General features: G+C 73.0%; 20 protein-coding genes and 1 pseudogene. All 21 read right to left on the reverse strand.

Annotation, left to right across the window (positions count from 1 at the left end):
- Nucleotides 1-9 precede the first annotated feature (9 nt).
- The 21 genes and pseudogenes from PVK37_RS30610 to dnaG all read right to left on the reverse strand — a co-directional run bounded on the left by PVK37_RS30610 (nucleotide 10) and on the right by dnaG (nucleotide 26,585).
- Nucleotides 10-2,850, reverse strand: a complete 2,841-nt coding sequence (locus PVK37_RS30610) for a PQQ-dependent sugar dehydrogenase (RefSeq protein WP_423790972.1) — start codon at nucleotides 2,848-2,850, stop codon at nucleotides 10-12.
- 265 nt (nucleotides 2,851-3,115) lie between these two features.
- Complete coding sequence (locus tag PVK37_RS30615) at nucleotides 3,116-4,186, reverse strand: polyprenyl synthetase family protein (protein ID WP_275031318.1); 1,071 nt, start codon at nucleotides 4,184-4,186, stop codon at nucleotides 3,116-3,118.
- Entirely contained in the window at nucleotides 4,186-5,676 is a 1,491-nt protein-coding gene (locus tag PVK37_RS30620) for an alkaline phosphatase family protein (RefSeq protein ID WP_275031320.1), read from the reverse strand. Before PVK37_RS30620 ends, PVK37_RS30615 begins: the two co-directional genes overlap by 1 nt.
- Nucleotides 5,677-5,734: 58 nt before the next feature.
- On the reverse strand, nucleotides 5,735-6,925 hold the full coding sequence (eboE, locus tag PVK37_RS30625) for a metabolite traffic protein EboE (protein ID WP_275031321.1): 1,191 nt from the start codon (nucleotides 6,923-6,925) through the stop codon (nucleotides 5,735-5,737).
- Nucleotides 6,925-7,776 (reverse strand): TatD family hydrolase, encoded by an 852-nt coding sequence (locus tag PVK37_RS30630; protein WP_275031322.1) that lies wholly within the window; start codon nucleotides 7,774-7,776, stop codon nucleotides 6,925-6,927. The genes eboE and PVK37_RS30630 overlap by 1 nt, the downstream gene beginning before the upstream one ends.
- A 27-nt stretch (nucleotides 7,777-7,803) precedes the next feature.
- A complete protein-coding gene (locus PVK37_RS30635; RefSeq protein ID WP_275031323.1) occupies nucleotides 7,804-8,403 on the reverse strand; it encodes an EboA domain-containing protein in 600 nt (199 codons plus the stop codon).
- A 62-nt stretch (nucleotides 8,404-8,465) separates the two neighbouring features.
- Nucleotides 8,466-9,350: a sugar phosphate isomerase/epimerase family protein gene (locus tag PVK37_RS30640; RefSeq protein ID WP_275031324.1), complete on the reverse strand. Its 885-nt coding sequence runs from the start codon at nucleotides 9,348-9,350 to the stop codon at nucleotides 8,466-8,468.
- Nucleotides 9,347-10,327 (reverse strand): SCO3242 family prenyltransferase, encoded by a 981-nt coding sequence (locus PVK37_RS30645; RefSeq protein WP_275031325.1) that lies wholly within the window; start codon nucleotides 10,325-10,327, stop codon nucleotides 9,347-9,349. The genes PVK37_RS30640 and PVK37_RS30645 overlap by 4 nt, the downstream gene beginning before the upstream one ends.
- Nucleotides 10,311-11,471, reverse strand: a complete 1,161-nt coding sequence (locus PVK37_RS30650; RefSeq protein WP_275031326.1) for an inositol-3-phosphate synthase — start codon at nucleotides 11,469-11,471, stop codon at nucleotides 10,311-10,313. Before PVK37_RS30650 ends, PVK37_RS30645 begins: the two co-directional genes overlap by 17 nt.
- A gap of 644 nt (nucleotides 11,472-12,115) precedes the next feature.
- Nucleotides 12,116-13,333, reverse strand: a complete 1,218-nt coding sequence (locus tag PVK37_RS30655) for a Gfo/Idh/MocA family protein (protein WP_275031327.1) — start codon at nucleotides 13,331-13,333, stop codon at nucleotides 12,116-12,118.
- Nucleotides 13,334-13,353: 20 nt separating this feature from the next.
- A complete protein-coding gene (locus PVK37_RS30660; RefSeq protein ID WP_275031328.1) occupies nucleotides 13,354-14,406 on the reverse strand; it encodes a substrate-binding domain-containing protein in 1,053 nt (350 codons plus the stop codon).
- A 189-nt stretch (nucleotides 14,407-14,595) separates the two neighbouring features.
- Nucleotides 14,596-15,717, reverse strand: coding sequence for an ABC transporter permease (locus PVK37_RS30665; protein WP_275031329.1), 1,122 nt, complete (start codon nucleotides 15,715-15,717; stop codon nucleotides 14,596-14,598).
- A complete protein-coding gene (locus PVK37_RS30670) occupies nucleotides 15,714-17,237 on the reverse strand; it encodes a sugar ABC transporter ATP-binding protein (protein WP_275031330.1) in 1,524 nt (507 codons plus the stop codon). Before PVK37_RS30670 ends, PVK37_RS30665 begins: the two co-directional genes overlap by 4 nt.
- Complete coding sequence (locus PVK37_RS30675; protein ID WP_275031331.1) at nucleotides 17,234-18,547, reverse strand: ROK family transcriptional regulator; 1,314 nt, start codon at nucleotides 18,545-18,547, stop codon at nucleotides 17,234-17,236. Before PVK37_RS30675 ends, PVK37_RS30670 begins: the two co-directional genes overlap by 4 nt.
- 210 nt (nucleotides 18,548-18,757) lie before the next feature.
- A complete protein-coding gene (locus PVK37_RS30680) occupies nucleotides 18,758-19,936 on the reverse strand; it encodes an ROK family transcriptional regulator (RefSeq protein ID WP_275031332.1) in 1,179 nt (392 codons plus the stop codon).
- A 184-nt stretch (nucleotides 19,937-20,120) separates the two neighbouring features.
- Entirely contained in the window at nucleotides 20,121-21,365 is a 1,245-nt protein-coding gene (locus PVK37_RS30685; RefSeq protein ID WP_275031333.1) for a YihY/virulence factor BrkB family protein, read from the reverse strand.
- A 63-nt stretch (nucleotides 21,366-21,428) separates the two neighbouring features.
- Nucleotides 21,429-22,235, reverse strand: coding sequence for an ABC transporter permease (locus PVK37_RS30690; RefSeq protein ID WP_275031334.1), 807 nt, complete (start codon nucleotides 22,233-22,235; stop codon nucleotides 21,429-21,431).
- Nucleotides 22,236-22,245: 10 nt separating this feature from the next.
- Nucleotides 22,246-23,061: an ABC transporter permease gene (locus PVK37_RS30695; RefSeq protein WP_275031335.1), complete on the reverse strand. Its 816-nt coding sequence runs from the start codon at nucleotides 23,059-23,061 to the stop codon at nucleotides 22,246-22,248.
- Nucleotide 23,062: 1 nt separating this feature from the next.
- The gene (locus PVK37_RS30700) at nucleotides 23,063-23,995 is read right to left on the reverse strand and encodes an ABC transporter ATP-binding protein (RefSeq protein ID WP_275031336.1); all 933 of its coding nucleotides are present in this window, start codon (nucleotides 23,993-23,995) and stop codon (nucleotides 23,063-23,065) included.
- A gap of 166 nt (nucleotides 23,996-24,161) precedes the next feature.
- Nucleotides 24,162-24,695 carry a hypothetical protein gene (locus PVK37_RS30705; protein WP_275031337.1) on the reverse strand — a complete coding sequence of 178 codons (534 nt, stop codon included), beginning with the start codon at nucleotides 24,693-24,695 and terminating at the stop codon, nucleotides 24,162-24,164.
- Nucleotides 24,695-26,585: pseudogene (dnaG, locus tag PVK37_RS30710) on the reverse strand (DNA primase). The gene PVK37_RS30705 and the pseudogene dnaG overlap by 1 nt, the downstream one beginning before the upstream one ends.
- Between the last annotated feature and the right edge of the window lie 78 nt (nucleotides 26,586-26,663).

Consider the following 26,663-nt stretch of genomic DNA (forward strand, 5'->3'; position numbering starts at 1 on the left):
GCGCGCGGGTTACGGCAGGGTCCACTTCTGGTTGGCGGCGGCGAGACAGGTCCACAGGTGGACCGCCTGACCGTCGGTGGCGCTGTTGTTCGACACGTCCAGGCACTTGCCCGACTGCGGGTTCCGCAGCGTGCCGTCCGCCTGCGCCGACCAGTTCTGTGCCGCGGTGCCGTTGCACGTCCAGAGCTGGATCTTCGTACCGTCGGCGGTGCCGCCACCCGACACGTCCAGGCACTTGCCCAGCGCCTTCACCGTGCTGTTCGGCGTCACCGACCAGGTCTGCGCGGCGGTGCCGTTGCAGGTCCAGATCTGGATCTGGGTACCGTCGGCGGTCGCCGCGTTCCGCACGTCCAGGCACTTGCCGCCGAGCCCGACGATCGGGCCGGTACCGGCGGTGGCGCCGCTGGTGACGAAGGTGAACGAGTCGATGTCGAACAGCGCCCCGGTGCCACCGGCGAAGGTGAGGTAGAGCGTGCCGGTGCTGGCCGGCGCGCCGGAGATGGTGCCGGTGACCGTGGTGAAGACGTCCCAACCGCCGGTCACCGGTACCGTCGCCTGACCCAGCACGGTGCCGGTGGGCGAACCCGTCCGCACCTGGATGGTGCCGCCGGCCCCGGCCGAGGAGACCCGGGCGCTGAACGAGGTGGCCTTGTCCAGCCGGTACGGCTCGAACGCGATCCAGTCCCCGTTGTCGATGCTGCCGACGGTCCGGCCGCCCTCGGCGGTGGCCTTGTCGTGCAGGCCCACCCCGGAGAAGGTCTTGTAGTGCTCCGCCTGCCGCTTGCGCGGCTGGAGGGTGTGCTGCTTGTGGGTGGTCAGCCCACCGGCGTCGGTGTACTCGGCGTCGAAGATCGCGAAGATGTTCGCCGCGTCGTCGTGTTCCCCGTCGACCGGGATGGTGATCGAGCCGGAGCAGCCGTTCTTCGAGGTGATCTGGTGGCCGTGCTGGTCGTGCCCGAGTACGTAGGTCATCTTGACCTTGGCGCAGTCGATGGTGCCGTCCTCGGGGTCGGTGACGGTGATGCTGAACGGCACGGTGTCGCCGTAGGAGAACAGCGAACCGTTGGCCGGGCCGGTGATGGTGACGGTCGGGGCGGTGTTGCCGACGCCGATCTGCACGCTGGCGGTGCCGGTCGCGCCCTGCGGGTCACGGACGGTCAGGGTGACGTTGTAGGTGCCGTTGGCGGTGAACGTCTTGCTCGGGTTCGCCGCCGTGGACGTGGTGCCGTCGCCGAACGCCCACGAGTAGCTGAGCGCCCCACCCTCCGGGTCCGACGACCCGGCCGACGAGAAGTTCACCGTCAACGGGGCCGCCCCGGAGGTCTTGTCGGCGGCGGCGACGGCGGTCGGCGCACGGTTGCCACCGGCCACGTAGTCGTACCGGTACAGCGCCGAGTTGGCGTCGCCGTTGAAGTAGCCGGTGCCGTAGTCGAGGACGTACAGCGCGCCGTCCGGGCCGAACGCGGAGTCCATCACCTGCTTGCCGTTCCAGGGGAAGGACGCGTCGATCGCGCCGGGCGAACCGTCGGCGTTCAGGTGGATCGGCTTGATCCAGCCCCGGCCCAGCTCGGCGGCGAAGAACTGCCCGTCGAAGGACTGCGGGAACTTCGTGGTGGACGGGTTCGACGCGCTGTACCGGTAGACCGGGCCGGCCATCGGCGACTCGGAGCCGCCACCGAACTCCGGCGGGCTGCCGGCGTCCCCGGCGTACCGGATCCAGGCCGGCTTCGCCCCGGGCAGGGTGGGCAGACCGGTGTTCCGGAACGAGTTGTTGGTCGGCCCGCCCGTGCAGTTGTACTTGGCCCCGGCGGTGCCGGCGGCGAAGTCCCACTCCGCGTACGTCTCGGTGGCGGTGTTGGTGCCGGTGCAGTACGGCCAGCCGTAGTTGCCCGGACCGGTGACCCGGTTGAACTCCACCTGCCCGCTGGGGCCGCGCGTGCTGGTGGTGCCGGAGTCCGGGCCGTAGTCACCGACGTAGACGACGCCGGTGGCCTTGTCCACGCTCATCCGGAACGGGTTACGGAAGCCCATCGCGTAGATCTCCGGACGGGTCCGCGCGGTACCCGGCGCGAACATGTTCCCGGCCGGGATGGAGTAGCTTCCGTCCGCGTTCACCTTGATCCGCAGGATCTTGCCCCGCAGGTCGTTGGTGTTCGCCGCACTGCGCTGGGCGTCGTACGCCGGGTTGCGGTTGGTGCGCTCGTCGATCGGGGCGTAACCGGCCGAGTCGAACGGGTTGGTGTCGTCCCCGGTCGACAGGTACAGGTTCCCGGCCGCGTCGAAGTCGATGTCCCCGCCGACGTGGCAGCAGATGCCCCGGTCGGCCGGCACGTCGAGGACGTTGACCTGGCTGGACGTGTTCAACGTCCAGTTGGCGTTGAGGGTGAACCGGGACAACCGGTTCACGCCCTGCCAGGCGGAGAAGTCGGTGCCGGTGGCCGGGGCGTCCCCGGCGGGGGTGGACAGCGGCGGGGCGTAGTACAGGTAGATGTGCCGGTTGGTGGCGAAGTTCGGGTCGACCCCGACGCCCTGGAGGCCCTCCTCGTCGTGGGTGTAGACGGGGATGGTGCCGACCACGGTGGTGGTGCCGGCCGCGTCGGTGCGACGCAGCGTGCCGTTGCGGGCGGTGTGCAGCACGGAGCGGTCGGGTAGCACCGCGATGGTCATGGGTTCGCCGACCTCGGCGACGCCCTTGGCCAGGGTGACCTGCTGGAAGTCGGTGGGGGTGATGGTGTGGGCCTGGGCGGGGGCCGGGCCGCCGAGGGCGACCAGCCCGGCGGCGGCCACCAGCAGCAGCGCGGAGCCGACCGAGGTGAGCCGCCGGCCGGATGCGCCGTCGTGTGTGGACACTGTCTGTCCGTCCCTTCCTGACGTTCGAATGCCAGGGCGGGGCGCGCGCCGTCGCGCCGGATGCCGTAGCGGGGGAGGACGGTCGATGGGTCACCGCGCCGCCGGTTCACCTCGCCGAAACACTTTCGTGATGGCGAAGACATTAAGCTTTTTCGATCCCGCTGTCCATACCTTCTGCCCAACCACATCGGACTTTCGCTCGAACCACGAAAAGTCCCCGCCGTCGCAGCACAGGGCCGGGACGGCGGGGACCGGGAAACGCGGGTCAGGACTGGCGGTGGATGGTCTGGGTGGCGAGGTCGGCCAGCACCTGTCGGGCCTCCGGCGTGACCGGGGCGCGGTCCAGGGCGGCCAGGGCGGCGTCCGCGCGTACCGCGATCATCTGCTCGATCTGGTCCCGCGCGCCGGTGGACAGGATGATCTCGCGCAGCTCGGCCGCGCCGCCACCGTCCAGGTCCGGGTTGCCGAACAGCTCCCGCAGCCGGGCGGTCTGCGCCCGGTCGGCGGCGTCCCGGGCCAACGCCATCATCACCGTCGGCTTGCCCTCCCGCAGATCGTCCAGGACCGACTTGCCGGTCACCGCCGGATCACCGAAGACCCCGAGCACGTCGTCCCGGAGCTGGAACGCGTCCCCGAGCGGATCACCGAACTCGGCCAGCGCGGCGAGCAGGTCCGCGTCCGCCCCGGCCAGCGCCGCGCCGATCTGCAACGGACGGGTCACCGTGTACCGGGCCGCCTTCATCCGGATCACCGTCAGCGCGCTCGCCACCGAGCCGTCACCGACCCCGGACACCAGGTCGAGGTACTCCCCCGCGATCACCTCGGTACGCATCCGGGCGAAGACGCCGTACCCCCGGTGCACCTCCTCGACGCTCAGCCCGCACTCGTGGAACATCTGGTCCGACCAGGCCGCGCAGAGGTCACCGCAGAGCAGCGCGGTGTTCCGCCCGTACGACGCCGGATCGCCCCGCCAGGACGACCGGCTGTGCAGGTCGGCGAAGAGCCGGTGCACCGACGGCTCGCCCCGGCGCTGGTCGCTGCCGTCCAGGATGTCGTCGTGGATCAGCGCGAACGCGTGGAACAACTCCAGCGCCGCCGCGGCGGCCACGATCGGGGTACCGTCCGGCCCGCCCGCTCCCCGCCACCCCCAGTAGCAGAACAGTGGACGCAGCCGCTTCCCGCCGGCCAGCACGAACCGGTGCAGCGTGGTGAAGACGCCCCGGGGCGCGCCGTCCGGCCAGTCCGGGTCCTGCCGTTCCAGGAAGGCGGTCAGCTCGGCGTCGAAGCGGGCCCGCAACCGGCCGGCGTCGGTCGGCGACTCGGCGGTGACCGTCATCAGCCGGCCTCTTCCGGCGAACCCGCCGGCGACACCTCCGCCGCCTCCCCCGACGCGACCGGACCGGACGACACCGGATCCGTCGCGGCCGGGCCGGACGGGGCCGTCGGCGACAGGCCGGCCAGCTCCAGCAGCAGGCCCTTGACCCCGGTCGCCTCGACCCGCTCCCGGACGGCCGCCGGATCGGAGCAGAGCAGCACCGGGGCGTCCGCGTCGTCGGTGGGCAGCCGGCCGTGCGAGCCGCGTACCGCCCGCGCACCGGCGTCCAGGCCCACCACGCTCATCAGGTACCGCATGCCGAGCTTCTTGCGGGCCAGCGCCACCCCGGCCCGGCGTTTCGCCGCCGCCGGCGCGGCCGGGTCGAACAACAGCTCCGCCGGGTCGTACCCGGGTTTACGGTGGATCTCCACCAGCCGGGCGAAGTCCGGGGCCCGCCGGTCGTCCAGCCAGTAGTAGTAGGTGAACCACGCCGCCGGCTCGGCCACCAGCACCAGCTCACCGGCCCGCTCGTGGTCCAACCCGTGCGCCGCCTTGCCCTCGGCGTCCAACACCTCCGCCACCCCGGGCAGGCCGGCACAGAGCTTCGCCACCAGCGGCACGTCGGCCGGGTCCCGCACGTACACGTGGGCGACCTGGTGGTCCGCCACGGCGAACGCCCGGGACGTCCACGGGTCCAGGTACTCCATGCCGTCCTGGGTGTGCACCCGGAGCAGCCCCTCGGCCCGCAGCAGCCGGTTGACGTGCACCGGCTGCGAGACCTCGGTGATGCCGTACTCGGAGAGCACCACCACCGTCGCGTCCCGGCGGCGGGCGGCGTCCAGCAGCGGACCGAGCACCCCGTCCAGCTCGGTCGCGGCGGCGGCCGCCTGCGGCGCGGACGGGCCGAACCGTTGCAGGTCGTAGTCCAGGTGCGGGACGTACACCAGGGTCAGGTCCGGGTCGTGGTCGGCCATCACCTGCTCGGCGGCCCGGCAGATCCACGTCGACGAGGCGATCCCCGCCCCCGGCCCCCAGTAGGTGAACAGCGGGAAGGTGCCCAGCTTCGCGGTCAGCCGGTCGTGCAGCTCCGGCGGGTCGGTGTAGCAGTCCGGCTCCTTGCGACCGTCGGCGTAGTAGACCGGCCGGGGGGTCACCGTCCAGTCCACGTCCGCGCCCATCGCGTACCACCAGCAGATGTTGGCGACCGTGTAGCCGGGCCGGGCCCGGCGGGCGGCGTCCCACAGCTTGTCCCCGCCGACCAGGGCGTTGTGCTGCCGCCACAGCAGCACCTCGCCCAGGTCCCGGAAGTACCAGCCGTTGCCGACGATGCCGTGCCCGGCCGGCAGCTCGCCGGTGAGGAAGGTCGACTGCGCGGAACAGGTCACCGCCGGCAGCACCGTGCCCAACGGCGCGGTGAACCCGCCGTCGGCCACCGACCGCAGGTTCGGCATGTGGGCCAGCAACCGGGGGGTCAGGCCCACCACGTTCAACACGACCAGTTTGCGGGTCACGAGTTCCTGCCTTTCGTTCGCGACTGCGGGGCTCGCAGAACCGGCTCACTCCTCGCGCTCACCGGGAGGTCACTCCCACCGGCGCGGTCAGGCCCAGCGCCGTCAGCTCGTCCCGGGTGAAGGCCAGTTCGGCGGCGATCCCGGTGGCCAGCTCCGCGTCGGTGCGCGGCCGCCGCGCCTCCGGCAGCACCCCCCAGGTGTACGTCTCGACGTCGAGGTGGTCGCAGCCGGCCACCGGACCGCCGAGCAGCCCGGCCAGCGCGGCACGCAGCACCGGCACGGTGGACGCCAGCGGCGGCTCCGGCGGGGCGTGCAGCGGCACGTGGTAGTGCACCCGCCAGGCGTCCGGCAGGCCGGCGTCCAGCGCGGCGTCCAGGTCGTCGGCGGCGTACGCCGGGTCGGCCGGGTCGTAGCCGTGCGCGCAGCGCGCCGACCGGGTCTGGTGCAGGAACCTCGGCTCCACCCAGCGGCGCAGCTCCTCGGCGTCAGCGACCGGGTCGGCCGCCTCGATCGCCGCGGACACCTGCACCTTCACCACCGGCAGGCCGGCGTCGCGCAGCCGGGTCAGCGCGGTGACCGGGTCCTCCCAGGCGCAGGCCAGATGGGCCAGGTCCAGGCAGATCCCGATCCGTTCCGGGTCCACCCCGGCCAGCGCGGTGGCCGCCTGACCGGTGCTCTCCACCACGCAGCCCGGCTCCGGTTCGAAACCCACCCGCACCGGCCGGCCGGTGTCCCGCTCGATACCGGCCAGCCCGACGGCCAGCTCGTCCAGCCGGCGGCGGGCCGCGTCGGCCCGGTCGGCGTCCCACGGGGTCCGCCAGGCCAGCGGCAGGGTGGACACCGAGCCCCGGGCCGCGTCGTCGGGCAGCAGGTCGGCCAGGACCCGGGCCAGGTCCAGGGTGTACGCCAGCCGCTCGGAGGTGGTCCAGTCCGGGTGGTACACGTCGCCCTTGACCACCGGGGCCTGGAACGCCGCGTACGGGAAGCCGTTGAGGGTGACCACCTCCAGCCCGCGTACGGTCAGCTCCCGGCGGAGCCGGCCCCGGGCCGCCGGGTCGGCGGCCAGCTCGGCGGCGGCCGGCGCGGCCAGCCACAGCCCGAGCCCGAGCCGGTCGGTGCCGAGGCGTTCCCGCACCGGCACCGCGTACGTGTCGAGCTGGGCGAGCACCCCGGTCAGCTCCTCGGCCGGGTGGACGTTGGTGCAGTAGCTGACGTGGACGGTGCTGCCGTCGGCGTGCCGCAGCCGCATCACGAGCCCCCGCGCAGGATCGAGTTGCCCTCGAAGGTGGGCTCCGGGGCGTCCAGGTCGGTCAGGTCCAGCCGGCCGGACTGCCCGTAGAACTCCACCGGGTTGCGCCACAGCACCCGGTCCACGTCGTCGTCGCTGAACCCGGCCAGCAGCATCGCCTCGCCGGTGGCCCGGGTGAGCAGCGGGTCCGAGCGTCCCCAGTCGGCGGCCGAGTTCACCAGCATCCGTTCGGTGCCGTACCGGCGCAGCAGTTCCACCATGCGCGGCGGCGACATCTTGGTGTCCGGGTAGATCGAGAAGCCGGCCCAGCAGCCGCTGTCCCGGACGATCTCGACGGTCACCTCGTTGAGGTGGTCGATCACCACCCGGCCCGGGTCGATGCCGGACTCGGCGACCACCGACAGGCTGCGCTCGGTGCCCCGGGCCTTGTCCCGGTGCGGGGTGTGCACCAGCGCCGGCAGGTCGTGCGCCACCGCCATGGCGAGCTGGGCGGCGAACACGTCGTCCTCCTCCGGGGTCATCGAGTCGTACCCGATCTCCCCGACCGCGACCACGCCGTCCTTCTCCAGGTAGCGCGGCAGCAGGTCGAGCACCGGACGGCAGCGCGGGTCGTTGGCCTCCTTCGGGTTCAGCGCGATGGTGGCGTGGTGCCGGACGCCGAACTGCCCGGCCCGGAACGGCTCCCAGCCGACCAGCGAGTCGAAGTAGTCGGTGAACGACCCCGGGTTGGTGCGGGGCTGACCGAGCCAGAACGCCGGTTCGACGACCGCCCGGACCCCGGCGGCGGCCATCCGCTCGTAGTCGTCGGTGGTGCGGGACGTCATGTGGATGTGCGGGTCGAAGATTCGCATCGGGCCTCCCTGGGGCGGTGCGGGGCGTCACGCCTCCCGGGCGCTGAGCCGGTCGAGCAGTTCGGTGGCGTCGGCGGGCATCGTCCGGCCGGCGGCCCGGCGTTCGTCGGCCAGCCCGGCGAGCATCACGGCGAGTTCGGCGTCCGCGCGGTCGTCGAGGTCGGCGACCACGTCCAGCGGTACGCCCATGAACACGCACTTGAGCACCGCCTGCCGCCAGGCCGGCGGGTCCAGGTGCCGGGCGTACGGGCCGAGCGCGGCGGCCACCAGCCGGGTGTCGTTGGTGCGGATCGCGTCGTGCAGCAGCGGGACGGCCGCCGCGCCGACCGGCAGCAGCGGCAGGGCGCGCAGCACGGCCCGCTTCTCCGCCGCGTCACCCTGCTGGTAGCGGGCGGTGACCTGGTCGGCGTGGTCGGCGCGGAGCGCGGTCAGCAGCAGCACCCGGGCCGCCTCGTCGACCGTCCACCCGGGGGTTCCGTCCAGCGGCCCCCGCCCGCAGCGCCGACCGGCGGCGGCGAAGTACCGGCCGAGCGTGCCGGGGTCCGCCGCCACGTCCCGCAGCGCGCCCGCCAGCCACTCCGGATCGGGTACGCCCCGCAGCGCCGTGCGCAGTTGATCCGGTGTCATCCCGTCTCCCCTTTTCGTACTGGTGGGCTCGGCTCCGGCCGAGGTGGTCGCCGGGGCCGCTGCTACCGGGATTCCCTCCCTGCCGTGGCGGCGGCGCGGAGGAACTCCAGCGACCGGGTGGCGACGCCCGGCGCGTCGTGCGAGTGCCGGGGCAGCTCCACCGCGACCAGACCCCGGTAGCCGGCGTCGGCCAGCGCGCGCAGCACCGGCGGGAAGTCGATCTCGCCGGTGCCGAACTCCAGGTGCTCGTGCACCCCCCGGCGCATGTCGTCGATCTGCACGTTGACCAGGTGCTCCGCCACGGCGGTGACGCAGTCCGGCACCGGCAGCGGTTCCAGGCAGCGGCAGTGCCCGATGTCGAGGGTGATGCCGAAGGCCGGTGGCGCGCCGAGCGCGTCGCGCAGCCGCCGCCAGTCGGCGATCGACTCGACCAGCATGCCCGGCTCCGGTTCGAAGCCCAGCGGCACGCCGGCCCGGTCGGCGACCGCGACCACCTCGGCGCAGCCGGCGACCAGCCGGTCCCAGGCCAGGTCGGGGGCGACGGTGGCGGGGCGGACGCCGGCCCAGAACGAGACCGCCTCCGCGCCCAGGTCCGCGCCGATCTGCACGGCCCGGGTGAGGAAGTCGATCCGGCGGGCGTGGTCGTCGTGCAGCAGGGTCGGCGCGTGCTTCTGCCACGGGTCCAGCAGGTAGCGGGCCCCGGTCTCGACCACCACGGCCAGGCCGAGGCTCTCCAGCCGGCGGCGGACCGCGGCGGTCCGGTGGGCCAGTCCCGCCTCGAACGGGTCGAGGTGGCCGTGGTCCAGGGTGAGGGCGACCCCCTGGTAGCCGAGGTCGGCGAGGACGGCCAGCGCGTCGTCGAGGCGGTGGTTGGCGAAGCCGTTGGTGCCGTACCCGAACCGCAGCCGTCCGGTGCCGACCTCCGTCACCCCGGATGCGCCGGTCATGTCGGCGAGACCTTCCGGGCCAGCCGGCGGGCCAGTGGCGCGGCGGCGGCCACCGCCACCCCGAGCAGCCCGGCCCCGGCGCGGGCGGTCAGCGCGCCCTGGAGGGCGGGCAGACCGGTGATGCCGGCGCCGACGGCGGCCCGGACCTGGCCGGCGGACGGATCGGCGTACACCCGGGCCTGGGCGGCCCCGTACCGGGCGGCGTACCAGGCGGTCAGGGCGGCCGGCAGGGCCGCGCGGAGCGTGTCGGGGGTGCCGCGCAGCGCCGTGCGGAGCGTGTCCGGGGTGCCGCGCCGGCCCGCCGCGTCCAGCGGACCCCGGTCGGCGGCCCGTCCGGCGGTCGGCCCGGCGGCCCGTCCGGCGGTCGGCCTCTTCGTGCCGAGCACGGCGCTGGCCGCGACCACGGCGGTGCCGGCCAGGGTACGCACCGGCAGCCGCTGGTCCGCGCCGTCGACCTCACGCCGGGACAGCGCGGTGACCGTCCAGGTGTGCGCGGCGACGGTCAACGCCGCCGGCACGGCCCGGCCGACCCGGCCACCGGACGCGCCGAGCAGCACGTCCAGCCCCCGGCAGACGGCCATCACGGCGGGGCCGGCGGCGGTGTTCTTGGCGGCCAGGTCGTACCCCCACACGGCGGCGGCCAGCGGGACCGCGACGGCGGCGGCGCGCCGGCCCCCGGCGGCGGTGGCGAGCGCCACCCCGGCGGCGGTCAACCCGACGGCGAGGCCGAGCGCGGTACCCGGGGTCACCCGGCCGCTCGGGATCGGCCGGTCCGGCCGTTCCACCGCGTCCAGGTCCCGGTCGGCCCAGTCGTTGGCGGCCATGCCGGCCCAGTAGAGCAGCACCGACGCGCCGGCCAGGGCGGGCGTACCGGCACCGAGCGTCCCGGCGGCCGCCGCCCCGGCGAGCACGTCACCGGGGACGGAGAGGGCGGCCGGAGCCCGGACCAGCTCGGCGAGGTCAGCGGGCGTCGGCATCGGGACCTCCGGCGTGCAGTCGCGCGGCGTACGCGGTCAACCGCTGCCACTGCTCGGTGAGCGACCCGGTGGCCGCGTCGAGCGGGTCCTTGAAGAAGAAGGCCAGCTCGGCCAGGGGTCCGGTGTGGCCGGCGGCGTGCCCGGCGGCGGTGAGCCGGGCCAGGTCCAGCACCAGCGGGGCGGCCAGCGCCGAGTCACAGCCGTGCCAGGTGAACTCCATCCGCATGCCGGTGCCGAGGAACCCGCTGAAGGTGATCAGATCCCAGGCGGTCTTGAAGTCGCCCAGGTCCTCGACGTACTCGATGCGGGTGGTGCCCTGCGGCTGGTAGCCGAGCGTCTCGGCGAGGACGCGCTGTTTGCTGGCGGTCTTCGCGGCGTTGGCGGCCGGTTCGGCGAGGGTGGCGCCGTCCCCGCCGCCGAGCAGGTTGGTGCCCGACCAGGACCGCACGGCCAGGTTGCGCATCGCGAACATCGGGGCGAGCACCGACTTGACCAGGGTTTCCCCGGTCTTGCCGTCGTGCCCGGCGTACGGCAGGCCGCGTTCGGCGGCGAGCGCGGCCAGGGCGGGCAGCCGGGCTCCGGTCGACGGGGTGAAGTCGACGTACGGGCAGCCGGCGGTGAACGCCGCGTACGCGTACCGCGAGCTGGCCGGCAGCACGTCGTCGGGGCCGTCGAGGGCGGCCCGCAGGGCGACGGGGTCGGCGTGGGCGGGGTGCGGCACGGCGGCCGGTTCGGTGGCGGAGACGTTGACCACCACCACCCGGGCCAGCCGGTGCCGGTCCCGGAACGCCTCCAGGTCCCGCACCACCGCGGCGATCTGGGCGGCCTGGGTGCCGTCGACCGGGGCCGGGCGGATCTCCTCGTCGACGGCGGCGAGTTCGGGGCGGACGGCGTCGACCAGCCGGCCGGGGACCACGCCGGCGACGGCCAGCGCCTCGGCCTTCTTGGTCAGCGGGGTCTCGGCGACGTCGTGCCCGCCGAAGACCAGGTCGGCGAAGGAGGGCAGGGCGGGACCGCGGACGCCGGGCAGTTCCGTGACGCAGCCGGTCGGCCCGGTCAGCCCGGCACGCAGGGCGAGCGCCCCGACGATGCTGGTGGTCGCGACTGAGCCACGTGCCCCCACCAGCCAGACACCGGTACGCATGGTGCTCCCTCCGGGCGCAGTGACTTTCATGGATATCAGATGTCCGGCGGAGCGACACCTGCTGGGTCGGATGCCCGGCGGAGCGACATCTGGCGGGACGCCCCGTCCGCCCCTTCCGGTTCGGGGAGGCACCCCGTGCCGGCGTCGACGTCGGCGGCGTCGACGTCGGCCCGGGGACCCGGTCGGACGGGAACGGACGGGGCAGGTAGGCAGGGTCGGTCGGCGTCTCGACCCTGCCTCCCCCGCTTCGACCGGCTGGGACGCTGGCACCGTCCCGGCCGGACGTCTACCGGAGCGTGCCCCGGCCGGGGCGTCGACGGGTGGACGGGCGGATGTGGCCGGCCATCGGATCCTCCGGACTGCTCGGGGACTGTCGGGCCCGGCCCTCCGACGCGACCGGGGAATCCCGGTCCGGCCGCGTCGGAAGGCCGTCGTGCTGTCGTGCGCCACCTGGCCGGTACGGCCGGGTCGGGCACGCCCTTCCGGGCCGACCTCGTCCCGGCCGCGGGGCGCAACCGCGGCCGGCCCTCGCCGGTCGGTCCGGAAAGTCCTCGGGTGGCCCCGGCCGTCCCGGCCGGTGCCACGGTGGGTGGGGTTCGGTGCGGGGGTCGGCCGCGGTGACCCGCGGCCGACCCCCGCACCGGTCAGGCTGGTGCCGTCACCAGGGCCGGTTCCACCTCGGTCCAGGACGAACCGAGGTCCGCCGACCGGGTCACCGCGTCCAGCACCAGCTGGACCTGCAACGCGTCGGCGAACGAGGGAGCCGGGTCGGTGCCGGTGGCGACCGCCTCGACGAAGTCGCGCATCTGGTGGGTGAACGAGTGCTCGTAGCCGATGATGTGCCCCGGCGGCCACCAGGCCGACATGTACGGGTGGTCGCCCTCGGTGACCAGGATCCGGCTGAAGCCCTGCTCCGCGCCCGGTCGGGTGGCGTCGTAGAACTCCAGCTCGTTGAGGCGTTCCAGGTCGAACACCACGCTGCCGAGCGAGCCGTTGATCTCGACCCGCAGGGCGTTCTTCCGGCCGGTGGCGAACCGGCTCGCCTCGTACGTGGCCAGGGCGCCACCGTCGAGCCGGGCGACGAAGACCGCCGCGTCGTCGACGGTGACCGTTCCGGTGGCCGGGGCGGCACCGTCCGCGCCGTTCGCGCTCGCGGCGAGCCCGCTGGACTCGGCCGGCAGCGGCCGTTCCTTGACGAACGTCTCGGTCACCGCGCTCACGCCGGTGATCCGCTGCCCGGTCACGAACTGGGTCAGGTCGATGATGTGCGCGCCGATGTCGCCGAGCGCACCGGAGCCCGCCCTGTCCTTCTGCAACCGCCAGACCAGGGGGAACTGCGGATCCACGATCCAGTCCTGTAGGTAGACCGCCCGGACGTGCCGGACGACGCCCAGCCGTCCGCTGGCGATGAGGTCCCGCATCATGGTGACCGCGGGCACCCGACGGTAGTTGAACCCGCACATCGACCGGACCCCGGCGGCCTGGGCCTTCGCCGCCGCGGCGGTCATCGCCCGAGCCTCCTCGACCGTGTTCGCCAGCGGCTTCTCGCACAACACGTGCTTGCCGGCGGCCAGCGCGGCGAGCGCGATCTCGGCGTGGCTGTCGCCCGGTGTGCAGACGTCGACCACGTCGATGTCGTCCCGGGTGACCAGGTCACGCCAGTCGGTGGTGTACGCGTCCCAGCCGAGCCGGTCGGCGGCGTCGGCCACCTTTCCGGTGTCCCGGCCGCAGATCAGCGCCATCCGGGCCCGCGCCGGCAGGTCGTACACCCGGTTCACGGTGCGCCACGCCTGCGAGTGCGCGGCGCCCATGAACGCGTAGCCGACCAGACCGACACGCAGTTCTCTGTCTACAGTGGACAAGGTGGGTCTCCCCCCGTGTGTCAGAACCCGAGCTTGAGGTAGTCGCCCGCGTTCTCCTTGGTGATCGTCTCCGAGGCGAGCACGATCTCCTTCGGTACCTGGAGTTCCACCAGGTCGGACATGCCCTTGCCCTGACCGATCAGCCGGGCCAGCGAGATGGCCGAGGAGGCCATCGACGGGCTGTACGTGACGGTCGCCTTGAGCACGGTGTTGTCGGCCTGGATGTCCTCCATCGCCTTCTTCGAGCCGGCGCCGCCGACCATGAAGAACTCCTTGCGGCCGGACTGGTTGACCGCGGCGAGGACACCGATGCCCTGGTCGTCGTCGTGGTTCCAGATCGCGTCGATCTTCGGCAGGGCCTGGAGGAGACCGGTGGCCGCCTGCTGGCCGGAGTCGGCGGTGAACTCCGCCGGCCGCCGGTTGGCGACCTTGAAGCCGGACGCGGCCAGGGTGTCGGCGAAGCCCTTCGACCGCTCCTGGGTCAGCTCCAGCGAGTCGATGCCGGGGATCTCGCCGATGATCGGGTTGCTGACGCCCTTGGCCTGGAGCTGCGCGATGATGTAGGTCGCCGCGGCGACGCCCATGCCGTAGTTGTCGCCCTTGATCTGGGTCCGGTACGCGCGGGCGTCCGGGAAGGCCCGGTCCAGGTTGACCACCGGGATGCCGGCCTTCATCGCCTCCAGGCCGAACGCGTTGAGCTCCTTGCCGTCGTGCGGCAGCAGCACGATCACGTCGGGCTTCTGGGAGAGCAGGGTGGACAGCGCCGCCCGCTGGGCCGCCGCGTCCGCGCCGGCCTCGACGGTCTTGAACTCCACGTCGGAGTACGCGCCGGCCTGGGCCTTGGCGTTGTTGGTGATGGCGGCGATCCAGCCGTGGTCGGCGGCGGGCGCCGAGAAACCGATCGTGACGCGCTTGCCGGGCTCGGCGTTGCCGCCGGTCTCGGCGGCCTTGGTCTGCGCGGCGGTCGGCTCGGCCTCGTTGCTGGTGCAGCCGGCGAGCAGCGCGCCGGCACCGAGCGCGGCCGTGCCGAACAGCAGCCGGCGGCGCGACATGTCGCGGCTCTGCTGGGTCATGATGACCTCCTGTGTGCGGGGTGGTGGAGGAGTTCCGGAGTAAGGGTGTGTGCGTCCCGGCCACCGTCGATCGCGGGTGGCCGCCGGTTTGCTGTGCTGTCTGTCGTGGGTGGTGCGGGTGGAGCGGGGTGGTGGTGCGGGTGGTGCGGGGGTGGTGGAGCGGGGTGGTGCGGGGGGTCGTCGGGTGGGTCAGGCGGTGGTCGCCTTGTTCCGCTTGAGGAACCCGGTGACGCTGCGGAACTGGACCTGCTGGACCAGGACCGCGGCGACGATGATGCCGCCCTTGACCATGTTCTGGGCCTCGGTGGTGAGACCGTTGATGGCGAACAGGTTGGTGATGGTGGAGAAGATGATCACGCCGAGCAGGGAGCCGACGATGGTGCCCCGGCCGCCACTGAGCAGCGTCCCGCCGATGATCGCGGCGGCGATCGCGTCGAGTTCGTAGAGGTTGGCCATGGCCGCCTGGGCCGAGGTGGCCTGCGAGGTCAGCATGATCGCGGCGATGCCGCAGCAGACCCCGGAGAGGGCGTAGAGCATGACGGTGTGCCGCTTGACGTTGATGCCGGCGAGCCGGGCCGCCTCCGGGTTCCCGCCGACCGCGACGGTACGCCGGCCGAAGGTGGTGCGGTTGAGCAGCACCCACCCGGCGATCACCACGGCGGCGAGGATGTAGACCAGCAGCGGGATGCCGAGCACGTTGGTGCTGGCGATGCCGTTGATCGTGCTGTTGTTCGAGACCTGGGTCTGCTTCTGCGAGATCTCCGCCGCCAGGCCCCGGGCCGCGACCAGCATGGCCAGCGTGGCGATGAACGGTACGAGTTTGCCGTACGAGATGAGCAGGCCGTTGACCAGGCCGACGCCGAGCCCGACGACGAGCGCGGTGAAGATCATGCCACCGGCGCCGAAGCTCTGGGTGGCGAGCGTGGTGGCCCAGACCCCGGACAGCGCGACGATCGCGCCGACCGACAGGTCGATGCCGCCACCGATGATCACGAAGGTCATGCCCACGGTGACCACGCCGACCACCGAGGCCAGCTTCAGGATGGTGAGGAAGTTGTTCCACACCCAGTTGGAGTCACCGTAGAGGTCGGGCCGGGTGGCGATCCCGATGATCACCAGCACCACCAGCACGGCGATCAGGCCGAGGTTGCGTCGGGCGCCCTCGCCGCTGTCGCCCTTCCAGAAGGAGAGGCCGCTCCGGGGCGTCTCCCGGTGGGCCGCCGCCTCGGTGCCCGCCTTGCTGACCGGCGGCGACTGGGCCGGCAGGTCGGTGGGTCGCTCGGGGGTGGTTGTACCTGTCGCGTCGCTCATGCCGGCGCGCCTTCCATGAGGGACCCCGCCATCACGAGGTCGAGCACGGTGTTCTCGTCAAGTTCGCCGGCCGGCGCCTCGCGCACGACCCGCCCTTCGCGCATCACCAGCACCCGGTCGGCCAGACCGAGCACCTCGGGCACCTCGCTGGAGACCAGCAGCACCCCGACGCCCCGGGCGGCCAGCTCCCGGATCACCTGGTACAGCTCGGCCCGCGCGCCCACGTCCACACCCCGGGTCGGCTCGTCCAGCAGGAGCAGCTTCGTGTCGCCGAGCAGCCAGCGCCCGACCACCACCTTCTGCTGGTTGCCGCCGGAGAGGGTCCGCACCGGGCGGAGCACGTCCCGGGGACGCAGCTCGAGCACGTCGGCGATCCGGTTGGCCTCGGCCCGTTCCTTGCCGGTGTCGGTGAAGCCCAGCCGGGCGAACCGGCTGAACGTGGCGAGGGTGACGTTGCGGTAGATCGGCTCGCCGAGCAGGAGCGCCTGGCTCTTGCGCTCCTCCGGGGCCATTCCCATGCCGGCGCGGACCGCCGCGCCGACACTGCCCGGCCGCAGGCTGCGACCGGACACGGTCACCGTGCCCGCGTCGGCCCGGCGGGCCCCGAAGATCGTCTCCATCAGCTCGGACCGGCCGGAGCCGACCAGCCCGGCGATGCCGACGATCTCCCCGGCCCGGACCCGCAGCGACACGTCGGCGAACTCGCCGGCGCGGGTCAGCCCGTCCACCCGGAGCAGTTCGTCGCCCGCGGCGTCGTCGGCCGGGCGCTCCGGGAAGACGTACTCGATGCTGCGGCCGGTCATCCGGCTCACCAGGTCCCTGGTGGGGGTGTCCCGGGCGGAGAGGTCGGCCGCGGTGGTGCGGCCGTCCTTGAGCACGGTGACCCGGTCACCGATCTCGCGGATCTCCTCCATCCGGTGCGAGATGTAGATGACCGCGATGCCCTGCGCGGTCAGCTCCCGGATGATCCGGAACAGGTTGCCCACCTCGTCGTGGGCGAGCACCGCGCTCGGCTCGTCCATGATGATCAGCCGGGCCTCGTGGGAGAGGGCCCGCGCCATACTGACGATCTGCTTGCCCGCCGCCGGCAGCGACCGGACCATCCGGCCCGGCGGGATCTCGGCGTGGCCGAGCCGGCCGAGGATCTCCCGGGTCCGGCGGGCCATGTGGCCCCGGCGGACGAAGCCGAACCGCCGCGGCTCGTGGCCCAGGAACGCGTTCTCCGCCACCGACAGGTCCTCGACCAGGTCGAGTTCCTGGTAGATGGTGGCGATCCCGGCCTTCATCGCCGCCTGCGGGTTGGCGAAGGTGGTGGGTTCGCCCCGCCACTCCACCAGCCCGGAGTCCGGCTTGTGCACACCGGCCAGCACCTTGATCAGGGTGGACTTGCCGGCTCCGTTCTGGCCGAGCAGGCAGTGCACCTCGCCGGCCCGTACCTCGAGCTGCACCCCGTCCAACGCACGCACGCCGGGGAACGTCTTGACCACGTCGGTCAGTCTCAGCACCGTCTCTGCACTCATCGCCGTTCCTCCAACTGGTACGGATTGCCGCCGACCGGGGTGACCAGGGTGGGATCGGTCAGCACCCGCTCGACGGCGACGTGCGCGGCACCGAGGGCGGCGGCACCGAAGCCGAGGTCGGACGCGACGAACGCGCACCGCGACTCCTGCCCGGTGACCACCAGCCGGTCCAGTTCGGCCTGGGCGGCGGCCAGCACATGGATCCCGAGCCGGGCGAAGTAACCACCGAGCACGATCACCCGGGGGTTGAACACGTTGACCAGGGTCGCGCCGCCGATCCCGAGCCAGCGGCCGATCTCCTTCAGCGCCTGCGCCACCCGCAGGTCACCGTCGGCCAGCCGGCGTTCGATCTCGGTCAGCCGCTCCTCCGGGTCGGGCACGATCCCGTCCACGCCCAGCCCGTACGCGTGGTCGGGGGTGGCCATCCGCACCAGGGCGGCGAGACCGACCTTGGTCTCCCAGCAGCCGATGCGACCGCACCCGCACCGCTCGCCGTACGGGTCGACCAGCACGTGCCCGACCTCACCGGCGAAACCGTCCGCTCCCCGTACCAGCCGGCCAGCGGAGATGACACCGCCACCGACGCCGACCTCACCGGTCAGGTAGACCAGGTCCGGCACGCCGGCGGCGACGCCCCGGCTGAACTCGGCCAGGGCGGCGAGGTTGGCGTCGTTGTCGACGGTCACCGGCACGGTGGGGCGGGCCAGCGCCGCGGCGAGCCGCCCGACCACCGGGACGCCCCGCCAGCCGAGGTTGGGGGCGAAGACCACGGTGCCGGCGGCGACGTCGATCAGGCCGGGCACCGCGACGGTGATCCCGGCCGCGGTCGCCTTCGCCGCCTCGAACTCGGCGAGCGACGCCTCGGCGACCCGGGTCAACTCGTCCAGCGAGCGTTCGGGGCCGGAGCCCATCGCGTCGAAGCTGGCCCGCCGGTCCACCAGGACCCGTCCGGCCAGGTCGATGCCGTACGCCGCGATGTAGTCGACGTTGATCTCCAGCCCAAGGGCGCCGACCCGGGCGCCGTCCACGGTCACCGTGCGGCCGGGGCGTCCGACCGCGCCGTTGTGCGCGGGACCGGTCTCGTCGACCAGGCCCCGGGCCTGCAACTCGCTGACCAGGCTGGAGACCGTGGTCTTGTTGAGCCCGGTCTCGGTGGCGATCGCGGACCGCGACCGGGGACCGTGCTCGCTGAGGTGCCGCAGGACGAGGGACAGGTTGGAACGCCGCACCGTGGCCTGGTCGGCGGGCTCGCCCGCCGACCGGGCCCGGGCGAAGCCGTCGGCTCCGCCGCGTGCGGGTTCGAAACGCACCTCTGACCTCCGAAGTTAAATATTTTGGTGGGGCAACGAAAAAACTAAGGTCGAGCTGGCAGCCGATCAAGGGGCCGTTTCAGCGAAAGTTCATAACATTTCAGCAACGGGCTGGAAATACGGTCACGCTCTGTTCACCGACCCGGACCCGGGCGGCGGACGACACCGCGACCACGACGGCCAGCCCGGCGCAGCCGGCTCCCGCCGAACTCATGACGCCTCCAGGAAGGCGACGTCACTGGCCAGCACCGCCGCCCCGGCGACACCGGCCCGCTCCCCCAACTCGGAGAGCACCACCGGCAGGTTGCCGGTGGCCAACGGCAGCGACCGGCGGTAGACCACGCTGCGGATCTCGGCGAGCAGGATGTGCCCGAGCTGGGCCAACCCGCCACCGATCACGATCATGGACGGGTTGGTGAAGCTCACCAGCCCGGCCAGCACGCTACCGACCCGCCGCCCGCCGTCCCGGATCAACTGGATGCAGGCCACGTCCCCCTCGATCGCCCCCTCGGCGACGTCGAGGGCGGTGACCTCGCCCCGGGCGGCCAACCGGTCGGCCAGCGCCGGGGACGCGCCGCTGCGCGCGGCGGCCGTCGCGTCCTTGGCCAGCGCGGCACCACTGAACAGGGCCTCCAGGCAGCCCGCGTTGCCGCACGAACACATCGGACCGTGCGGGTCGACCTGGATGTGCCCGATGTCGCCGGCACAGCCGTCGGTGCCCCGGTAGACCTCGCCACTGAGGTAGATGCCGCACCCGATACCGGTGCCGATCTTGATGAAGAGGAAGTCGTCCACCGAGTGGGCGACTCCGCCGTGCCGCTCGCCGATGGCCATGATGTTGACGTCGTTGTCGACCACCGCCGGGCAGCCGTGCTCCCGGGTCAGCAGCTCCCGGACCGGGAACCGGTCCCAGCCCGGCATGATCGGCGGCGAGACCGGCACCCCGTCCCGGAAGCTCACCGGACCGGGCACCCCGACGCCGATCGCGTCGAGCCGCTCGTACGCGCCGTCGGCCTTGGCCTTGTGCAGCAGTTCGTTGACCCGGTGCAGGGTGGTCTTCGGCCCGGACCGGATGTCGGCCGACTCGGCGTACGCGGCGATCGGCTCCAGCCGGCCGTTGACCACCTCGACGTCGATCGAGCTGGCCCCCATGTCGACCGCCGCGAAGCGCAGCCGCGGGTTCAGCTCGACCAGGGTGGACCGTCGACCACCCCGGGACGCGGCCAGCCCGGCCTCGGCCACGTAGCCGAGCGCGACCAGCCGCTCCAACTCGGCGAGCAGCCGTGGACGCGGCATCTGGAGCCGGTCGGCCAGTTCGGCCCGGGACACCGCGCCCTCGTCGCGGAGCAACCGCAACAGGCGCAGGTGCAGGGGATCGACCGTCCGCACCGGGACTCACCTCGATTCGAGCCGTTCACACCGACGTGACGTCGTCGTGTTGTGCTCGACACAGTAGGAGCCTTCCGTAGCACGTGTCTAGAGCTTCGGCCGATCTGCCGCCAACTTTTGTTCGCAAGGACAAAAGCTACCGACACTTTTAGGAAATCCGGGCGCAACCCTCCGTACGACCCCGCTACCGGGTCGGCGTGTTCCGCTTCTTGCGGAGCTTCCGGTCGTCGCGCAGCTCGACGTACGGCTCCTGGTCCGGGGAGTGCCCGGCCGCGATCGCCCGGCTGCGTTCGAGTTCCGCGTCGAACTCCGCGCCGAGCAGGATGGCGATGTTGCTCAGCCAGAGCCAGACCAGGAAGACGATCACGCCGGCCAGCGCCCCGTACGTCTTGTTGTACGACGCGAAGTTGGTGACGTAGAGCGCGAACAGGCCGGAGATCACCAGCCAGATCAGCACCGCGAGCGCCCCGCCCGGACTGACCCAGCGGAACCCGCCGTGCCGGGCGTTCGGCGACGCCCAGTAGAGGATGGCGAACATCAGGCTGACCAGCACCAGCAGCACCGGCCACTTGGCGACGTTCCACACCGCGACAGCCGTCGAGCCGAGCCCGATCGCGTCCCCGGCCGCCTCGGCGAGCCGACCGGTGAAGACCACGATCACCGCGCTGAGCAGCAGCATCACCCCGATCACGGCGGTCACCCCGACCCGGATCGGCAGGGTCTTCCAGATCGGCCGCCCCTCCGGCACGTCGTAGATGGCGTTCGAGGCGCGCATGAACGCGGCGACGTAGCCGGACGCCGACCAGAACGCGGCGAGCAGACCGACCACCGCCGCGACGCTGGCCAGGCCGCCGGCGCTGCCCGCCTGGTCGATGGCGCCCTCGATGATGGTGCGGATGTTCTCCTCCGGAACCGCCTCGGCGACCGTGTCCCGGACCTCGTCGGTGGCGCTCTCGCCGAGCAGCCCGAGCAGGGACACCAGCACCAGCAGACCGGGGAAGATCGACAGCACCCCGTAGTAGGTCAGCGCCGCCGCCCAGTCGGTCAGGCCGTCGTCGGAGAACTCCCGGACCGTACGGCGCAACGCCGCCGACCAGCCGGCGCCGGACAGGTCCGTCGGGCTGTCCGGTCCCTCGTCCGGGCCGACCGGGCGGTCCCGTCCCGCCCCGGGCCGCCCCTCCCGGTGCGGTTCCGCCCGCCGGCCCGGGAGGTCGGTGCCGGACCGCTGGTTCGGGACGTCGCCGTCGGTCCGCCGGCCCGGCACGCCGCTGTCGGGCCGCTGGTTCGGGACGTCGCTCTCCGTCCGCCCGCTCGGGACGTCGCTGTCGGTCCGCTGTCCGGGTGGCCGGTGGTCACCGCGCTCGGTGGCGGTCACGGAGCGGTCGCGGTGCGGCTGCGGCCCACGGCCGGAGGACTCGTCGGAGGCCATCGCCCCTCCCTCGGATCGGCTGACTCCCCCTCGTCATGCCCCCGACCACCCCGCCGGTAACCACTACTTGTAAAGGAGTCCACCCATCCGGCGGGACGCCACCACCAGACACAGCACCAGCAGCGCGCCGAGATAGAGCACGTCGACCAGCCAACCCCACCCCGGGGTGCCCAGCGTCACGTGCCGGATCAGGTGCACCGCGCGGTACAGCGGGGTCACCTCCACCAGCCACCGCAGCAGGGCCGGGTACGCCTGGGCGGGCACGAACGTGCCGGAGAACAGGAACAGCGTGAACTGCGCCGACCCGAGCAGGTCGAAATCCTGCCAGCTCCGCATCAGGGTGGCCACGGCCATGCCCAGCGCGCCGAAGGCGAAGCCGACCAGCACCGCCGCCGGCAACGCGGTCAACGCGCGCAGCACGCTGGTCAGGTCCAACGCCACCATCACCGCGAGGAACGCCGCCGAGTACAGCGACCCCCGGACCATCGCCCAGGCCAGCTCACCGAGGGCGATCTCGAACGGCTGCACCGGGGTGGCGATCACCCCGTCGTACAGCTTCATGTACTTCATCTTGCCGAAGAAGTTGAAGGTGGTCTCGGCGAGCGCGCCGGTCATCGCCGACGCGGCGAGCAGCGCCGGGGCGACGAACGTCGCGTACGAGACGACCCGGCCGTCGGGCAGGGTGAAGTCGCCGACCAGCGCCCCCACCCCGATGCCGATGGAGAACAGGTAGAACACCGGCTCCAGGAAGCCGGAGAACAGCACCAGCCAGTACGAGGTGCCGAGCGTGACGATGTTGCGCTCGGTCACCGAGAGCGCACGACGGGTCGACCCGGGGTGCAGCAGCCGGGGCAGGACCAGAGCGACCATGTGGCCCTCCCTAGACGACGAGCTTGCGGTGGAACCGGCGGCGGGCGAACAGCCAGCCGGCCACCGCCCACGCCGTCAGGTAGAGGACGTGCCCGGGGACCGACCACTGCGCGGCCACCCCGAGCGTGGCGGCCCGGCACAGGTCGACGCCGTGCCAGAGCGGGGTGGCGTACGCCAGCCAGCGCAGCGCGACCGGCAGCGACTCCACCGGGAAGAAGATCCCGGCGAACAGGGTCGCCGGGATCACCGCGAAGCGGAACAGCAGCGCGAGGTAGCTGTCGCCGGGCACCCAGGCGGTGTACGCGAAGACCAGCGGGGCCATCGCCAGCCCGAGCAGCAGCAGCACCGGCAGCACGGTCAGCGCCCACACCGAGTGCAGCACCCCGAACAGGGCGGCCACCGCCAGGAACGCGGCACCGGCGGTCAGCACCCGGAACAGCACGAACAGCAGGTGGCCGCCGAGGATGTCGCCCACCCGCAGCGGGGCGGCGCTCTGCGCGTAGTAGAGCTTGGTCCAGTGGAAGCTGCTGTGCACCGGCCAGGTCGACTCGGCCACCGCCACCTGGAACGCGGTGGAGGCGACCAGGCCGGGCAGGATCCAGTCGAGGTACGGCACCCCGCCCACGCCCTGGTCGACGTACGCGCCGACCCCGACACCGAAGCCGAGCACGGTGAGCAGCGGCAGCAGGAACGACGAGAAGACGCTGGACCGCCAGGTGCGTCGGTAGCCGACCAGGTGGTACGCCAGCACCGCCAGGGCCGGCACCCTCGGCAGCGCCGGCCGGGCCGCCGCCCGCGCCCGGGCCGGGTGGGTACGGATGGTCATGTCAGTCCACCAGGGTCCGGCCGGTGAGGTGCAGGAAGACGTCCTCCAGGCTGCTGCGGCGGACCAGCACGCTGGCCGGGGTGAGCCCCCGCGCGTGCACCTCGCCGACGGCGGCGTCCCCGTCGGCGACGTAGAGCAGGATGCGGTCCGGCAGCACCTCGACCCGCTCGCCGAGCCCGTCGAGCTTGCCGGCGAACGCCTCCTGCGACTCGGCGGCGAAGCGCAGTTCCACCACCTCCCGGGTGGAGTGCCGCTCGATCAGCGCCCGGGGCGCGCCCTCGGCGACGATCCGACCGCCGTCCATCACCACCAGGCGGTCGCAGAGCTGCTCCGCCTCGTCCATGTAGTGGGTGGTGAGCACCAGCGTCACACCCTGCTGTTTGAGCCGGAACAACCGCTCCCACACCAGGTGCCGGGCCTGCGGGTCGAGCCCGGTGGTCGGCTCGTCGAGCAGGACGATGTCCGGCTCGTTGACCAGGGCACGGGCGATCGTCAACCGGCGCTTCATGCCCCCGGAGAGCGGCTCGACCTTGCTGTCGGCCCGCTCGCCGAGCTGCACGAAGTCGAGCAGCTCGGCGGCGCGTTCCCGGGCCACCCGGCGCGGGATGCCGAAGTAGCGCGCGTAGGTGGTGAGATTCTCCCGGACGGTCAGCTCCGGGTCGAGATTGTCCAACTGCGGGCAGACCCCGAGCCGGGCCCGGATCGCCGGGCCGTCACGCACCGGGTCCATACCGAGGATGCGCAGCTCACCGCCGCTGGGTGGGGAGACACAGCCGACCATCCGCATGGTCGAGGACTTGCCCGCGCCGTTGGGCCCGAGGAAACCGAACGCCTCACCGGCCCGGACCTCGACGTCGATGCCGTCGACGGCGGTGAAGTCGCCGAACCGTTTCACCAACCCGCGCGCGCTGATCAACGCCTGCCCCGTCGTCACGTCCCGACCCTAGCCGGCACCCCCGACAACCTCACCGGCTTTTCCGCGCCCGGCCGGCAACCGCCGGCCGCCCGGCTGCCCCGGCGGTGGTCGGATCCCGCTGCGGCGGCGGTGGTCGGAGCTGCCTGCGGAAACGGCGGTCGGCGGGCCCGGGGAGAACGGCGGTTCAGACGTCGGCGGGGGCGGTGGCGGCGCGGGCCTCGGCGACCAGCCGGTCGGTCTCGGCGACCACCTCGGCGTCGTCGGCCGGGGTGCCCGGGTCGTACCGGACGGTCCAGGTCAGACCGTCCACGCCGGCCACCCGGCGGGCCGCGATCCGGCCCGCGCCGCCGGGCACCGGGTGGTGCGTGGTGTACGCCACCGACCGGGTCACCCGGGCGCGTACCTGGTGCGGCAGGTCACCCGGGTCGAGCAGCAGGAACGTCTCGACGGGCGCGTCGGCGACCACCAGGTAGCCGTCCCGCTCGGCGGCCGGCTCGGCCGGGGTGACGGTCAGCTCCCGGCCGGACCAGACCGCCTTGAGGATGTCGTGCCAGCCCAGCCGGGCGTCCCGGCCGGGCAGCCAGAGCCCGAGGTTGGTGGCGACCGCCGCGCCGTCGTCGGCGTCCCCGACGGCGGCCCAGGCGAGCACCCGCTCGGACGGGGCCAGCGCCGGGCGGTGCCGGGCGGGCAGCTTGCGCCGACGGTTGAACAGTCCCATCACAGTCCTCCCGCGGCCTGTTCGCGCAGCGCCCGGGCGTGCTGCTCCAACGACAGCAGCTCCCCGAAGAGCGCGAAGTACTCGTCCTTGTTCGCCACCGGGTTGATCCGCTGGATCTTCGACTTGAGGTCCTTGATCCGGGCGGTCACCGAACCCCACTGCAACTGGGCCAGCGTGATCGAGACGTACCGGGGGTCGGGTTCGCCGTCGATCCGCAGCGGCTCCACGGCCAGTTCGGCGACCAGCGCCTGGGCGGCCAGGTCGGCGCAGGCGTCCTGGACCTGACCGATCCAGACCGCGCCGCTGGCGGCGGCCGTCGCCCCGCCGGCCTCCGCGACCGCCGCCCGCACCACCTGGTGGACCGGGTGCCGGTACGCGTCCGCGTCGACCGCGTCGAACATCGGGCCGGCCAGCACCGGCTCCTGGAGGGCCAGTTTGAGCGCCTCCCGCTCCACCATGGACTGCGGACTGTCCACGCTCGGCTCCCGCCGGGCGGCGGTGGCTCGGCCGGAAGCCTCCCGGCCGGTCGGGGCGGCCCCGGCGGCGAGCACCGCCCGCTGCACCGGCTCGATCTCCATGCCGAGGTCACCGGCGAGCTTACGGACGTACTCGGGGCGCTTCTCGGCGTCCTTGAGCTTCGCCACCAGCGGGGCGGCCCGGCGCATCGCCTCCACCCGACCGTCGACGGTGTCCAGGTCGTACCGGTTGATCACGTGCCGGAGCGCGAAGTCGACGAGCGGCTCACGGCGGGCGACCAGGTCCCGGACGGCCAGGTCGCCCTTTGCCAGCCGCAGGTCGCACGGGTCCATGTTGTCCGGGCTGACCGCGATGAAGGTCCGCCCGACGAACCGCTGGTCGTCCTCGAAGGCGCGCAGCGCGGCCTTCTGCCCGGCGGCGTCCCCGTCGAAGGTGAAGATGATCTCGCCGGCCACGTCGTCGGTGTCGAGCAGCAGCCGGCGCAGCACCCCGATGTGGTCCGCGCCGAACGCGGTGCCGCAGGTCGCCACGGCGGTGGTCACCCCGGCCAGGTGGCAGGCCATCACGTCGGTGTACCCCTCGACCACCACCACCCGGCCCTGCTTGGCGATCTCCCGTTTGGCCTGGTCGATGCCGTACAGCACGTGCGACTTCTTGTAGATCGGCGTCTCGGGGGTGTTCAGGTACTTCGGGCCGTCGTCGTCGTCGAACAGCTTCCGCGCGCCGAAGCCGATCACGTCGCCGGCCAGGTCCCGGATCGGCCAGAGCAGCCGGCGGCGGAACCGGTCGATCAGCGAACCGGACCGGGCCGGGCGGGACAGCCCGGCGGTGACCAGCTCGTCGTGGCTGAAGCCCTGCTGGCGCAGATGCTTGGTGAGCAGGTCCCAGGCGTCCGGGGCGAACCCGCAGCCGTACCGCTGCGCGGCGGCCCGGTCGAAGCCGCGCTCGGCGAGGAACTCGCGGGCCGGTCGGGCCCCGGCGGTGCCGAGCTGGCCGGCGTAGAACTCGGCGGCGGCGGCGTGCGCGGCGACCAGCCGCTGCCGCTGGCCCTGCTGCTGGCGGGCCCGGGGGGCCGGCTTGCCGTCCTCGACGTACCGGAGCTGGATGCCGGCGCGGGCGGCCAGCCGCTCGACCGACTCGACGAAGCTGAGGTGCTCGGCGTCCATCAGGAACTTGATCGCGTCGCCGCCCGCGCCGCAGCCGAAGCAGTAGAAGACGTTGCGGGCCGGCGAGACGTTGAACGACGGGCTCTTCTCGTCGTGGAACGGGCACAGCCCCTTGAGGTTGCCGCCGCCGGCCGACTTCAGCGTCACCGTCTCCGAGATGACGTCCCCGATCGAGGTGCGCTCCCGGACCAGCGCGATGTCCTCGTCCCGGATCCGTCCAGCCATCGGCCACCTCCTCGGCGTACATCCTGCCCTGCCGGACCGGCGATCGGCCCGGCGGGGGCACGGCCGGTGGTGACCGCCACCACCCGCCGTTGCGGATCAT

It is taken from the genome of Micromonospora cathayae, from assembly GCF_028993575.1.
GTDB classification, from domain to species: Bacteria; Actinomycetota; Actinomycetes; order Mycobacteriales; family Micromonosporaceae; genus Micromonospora; species Micromonospora cathayae.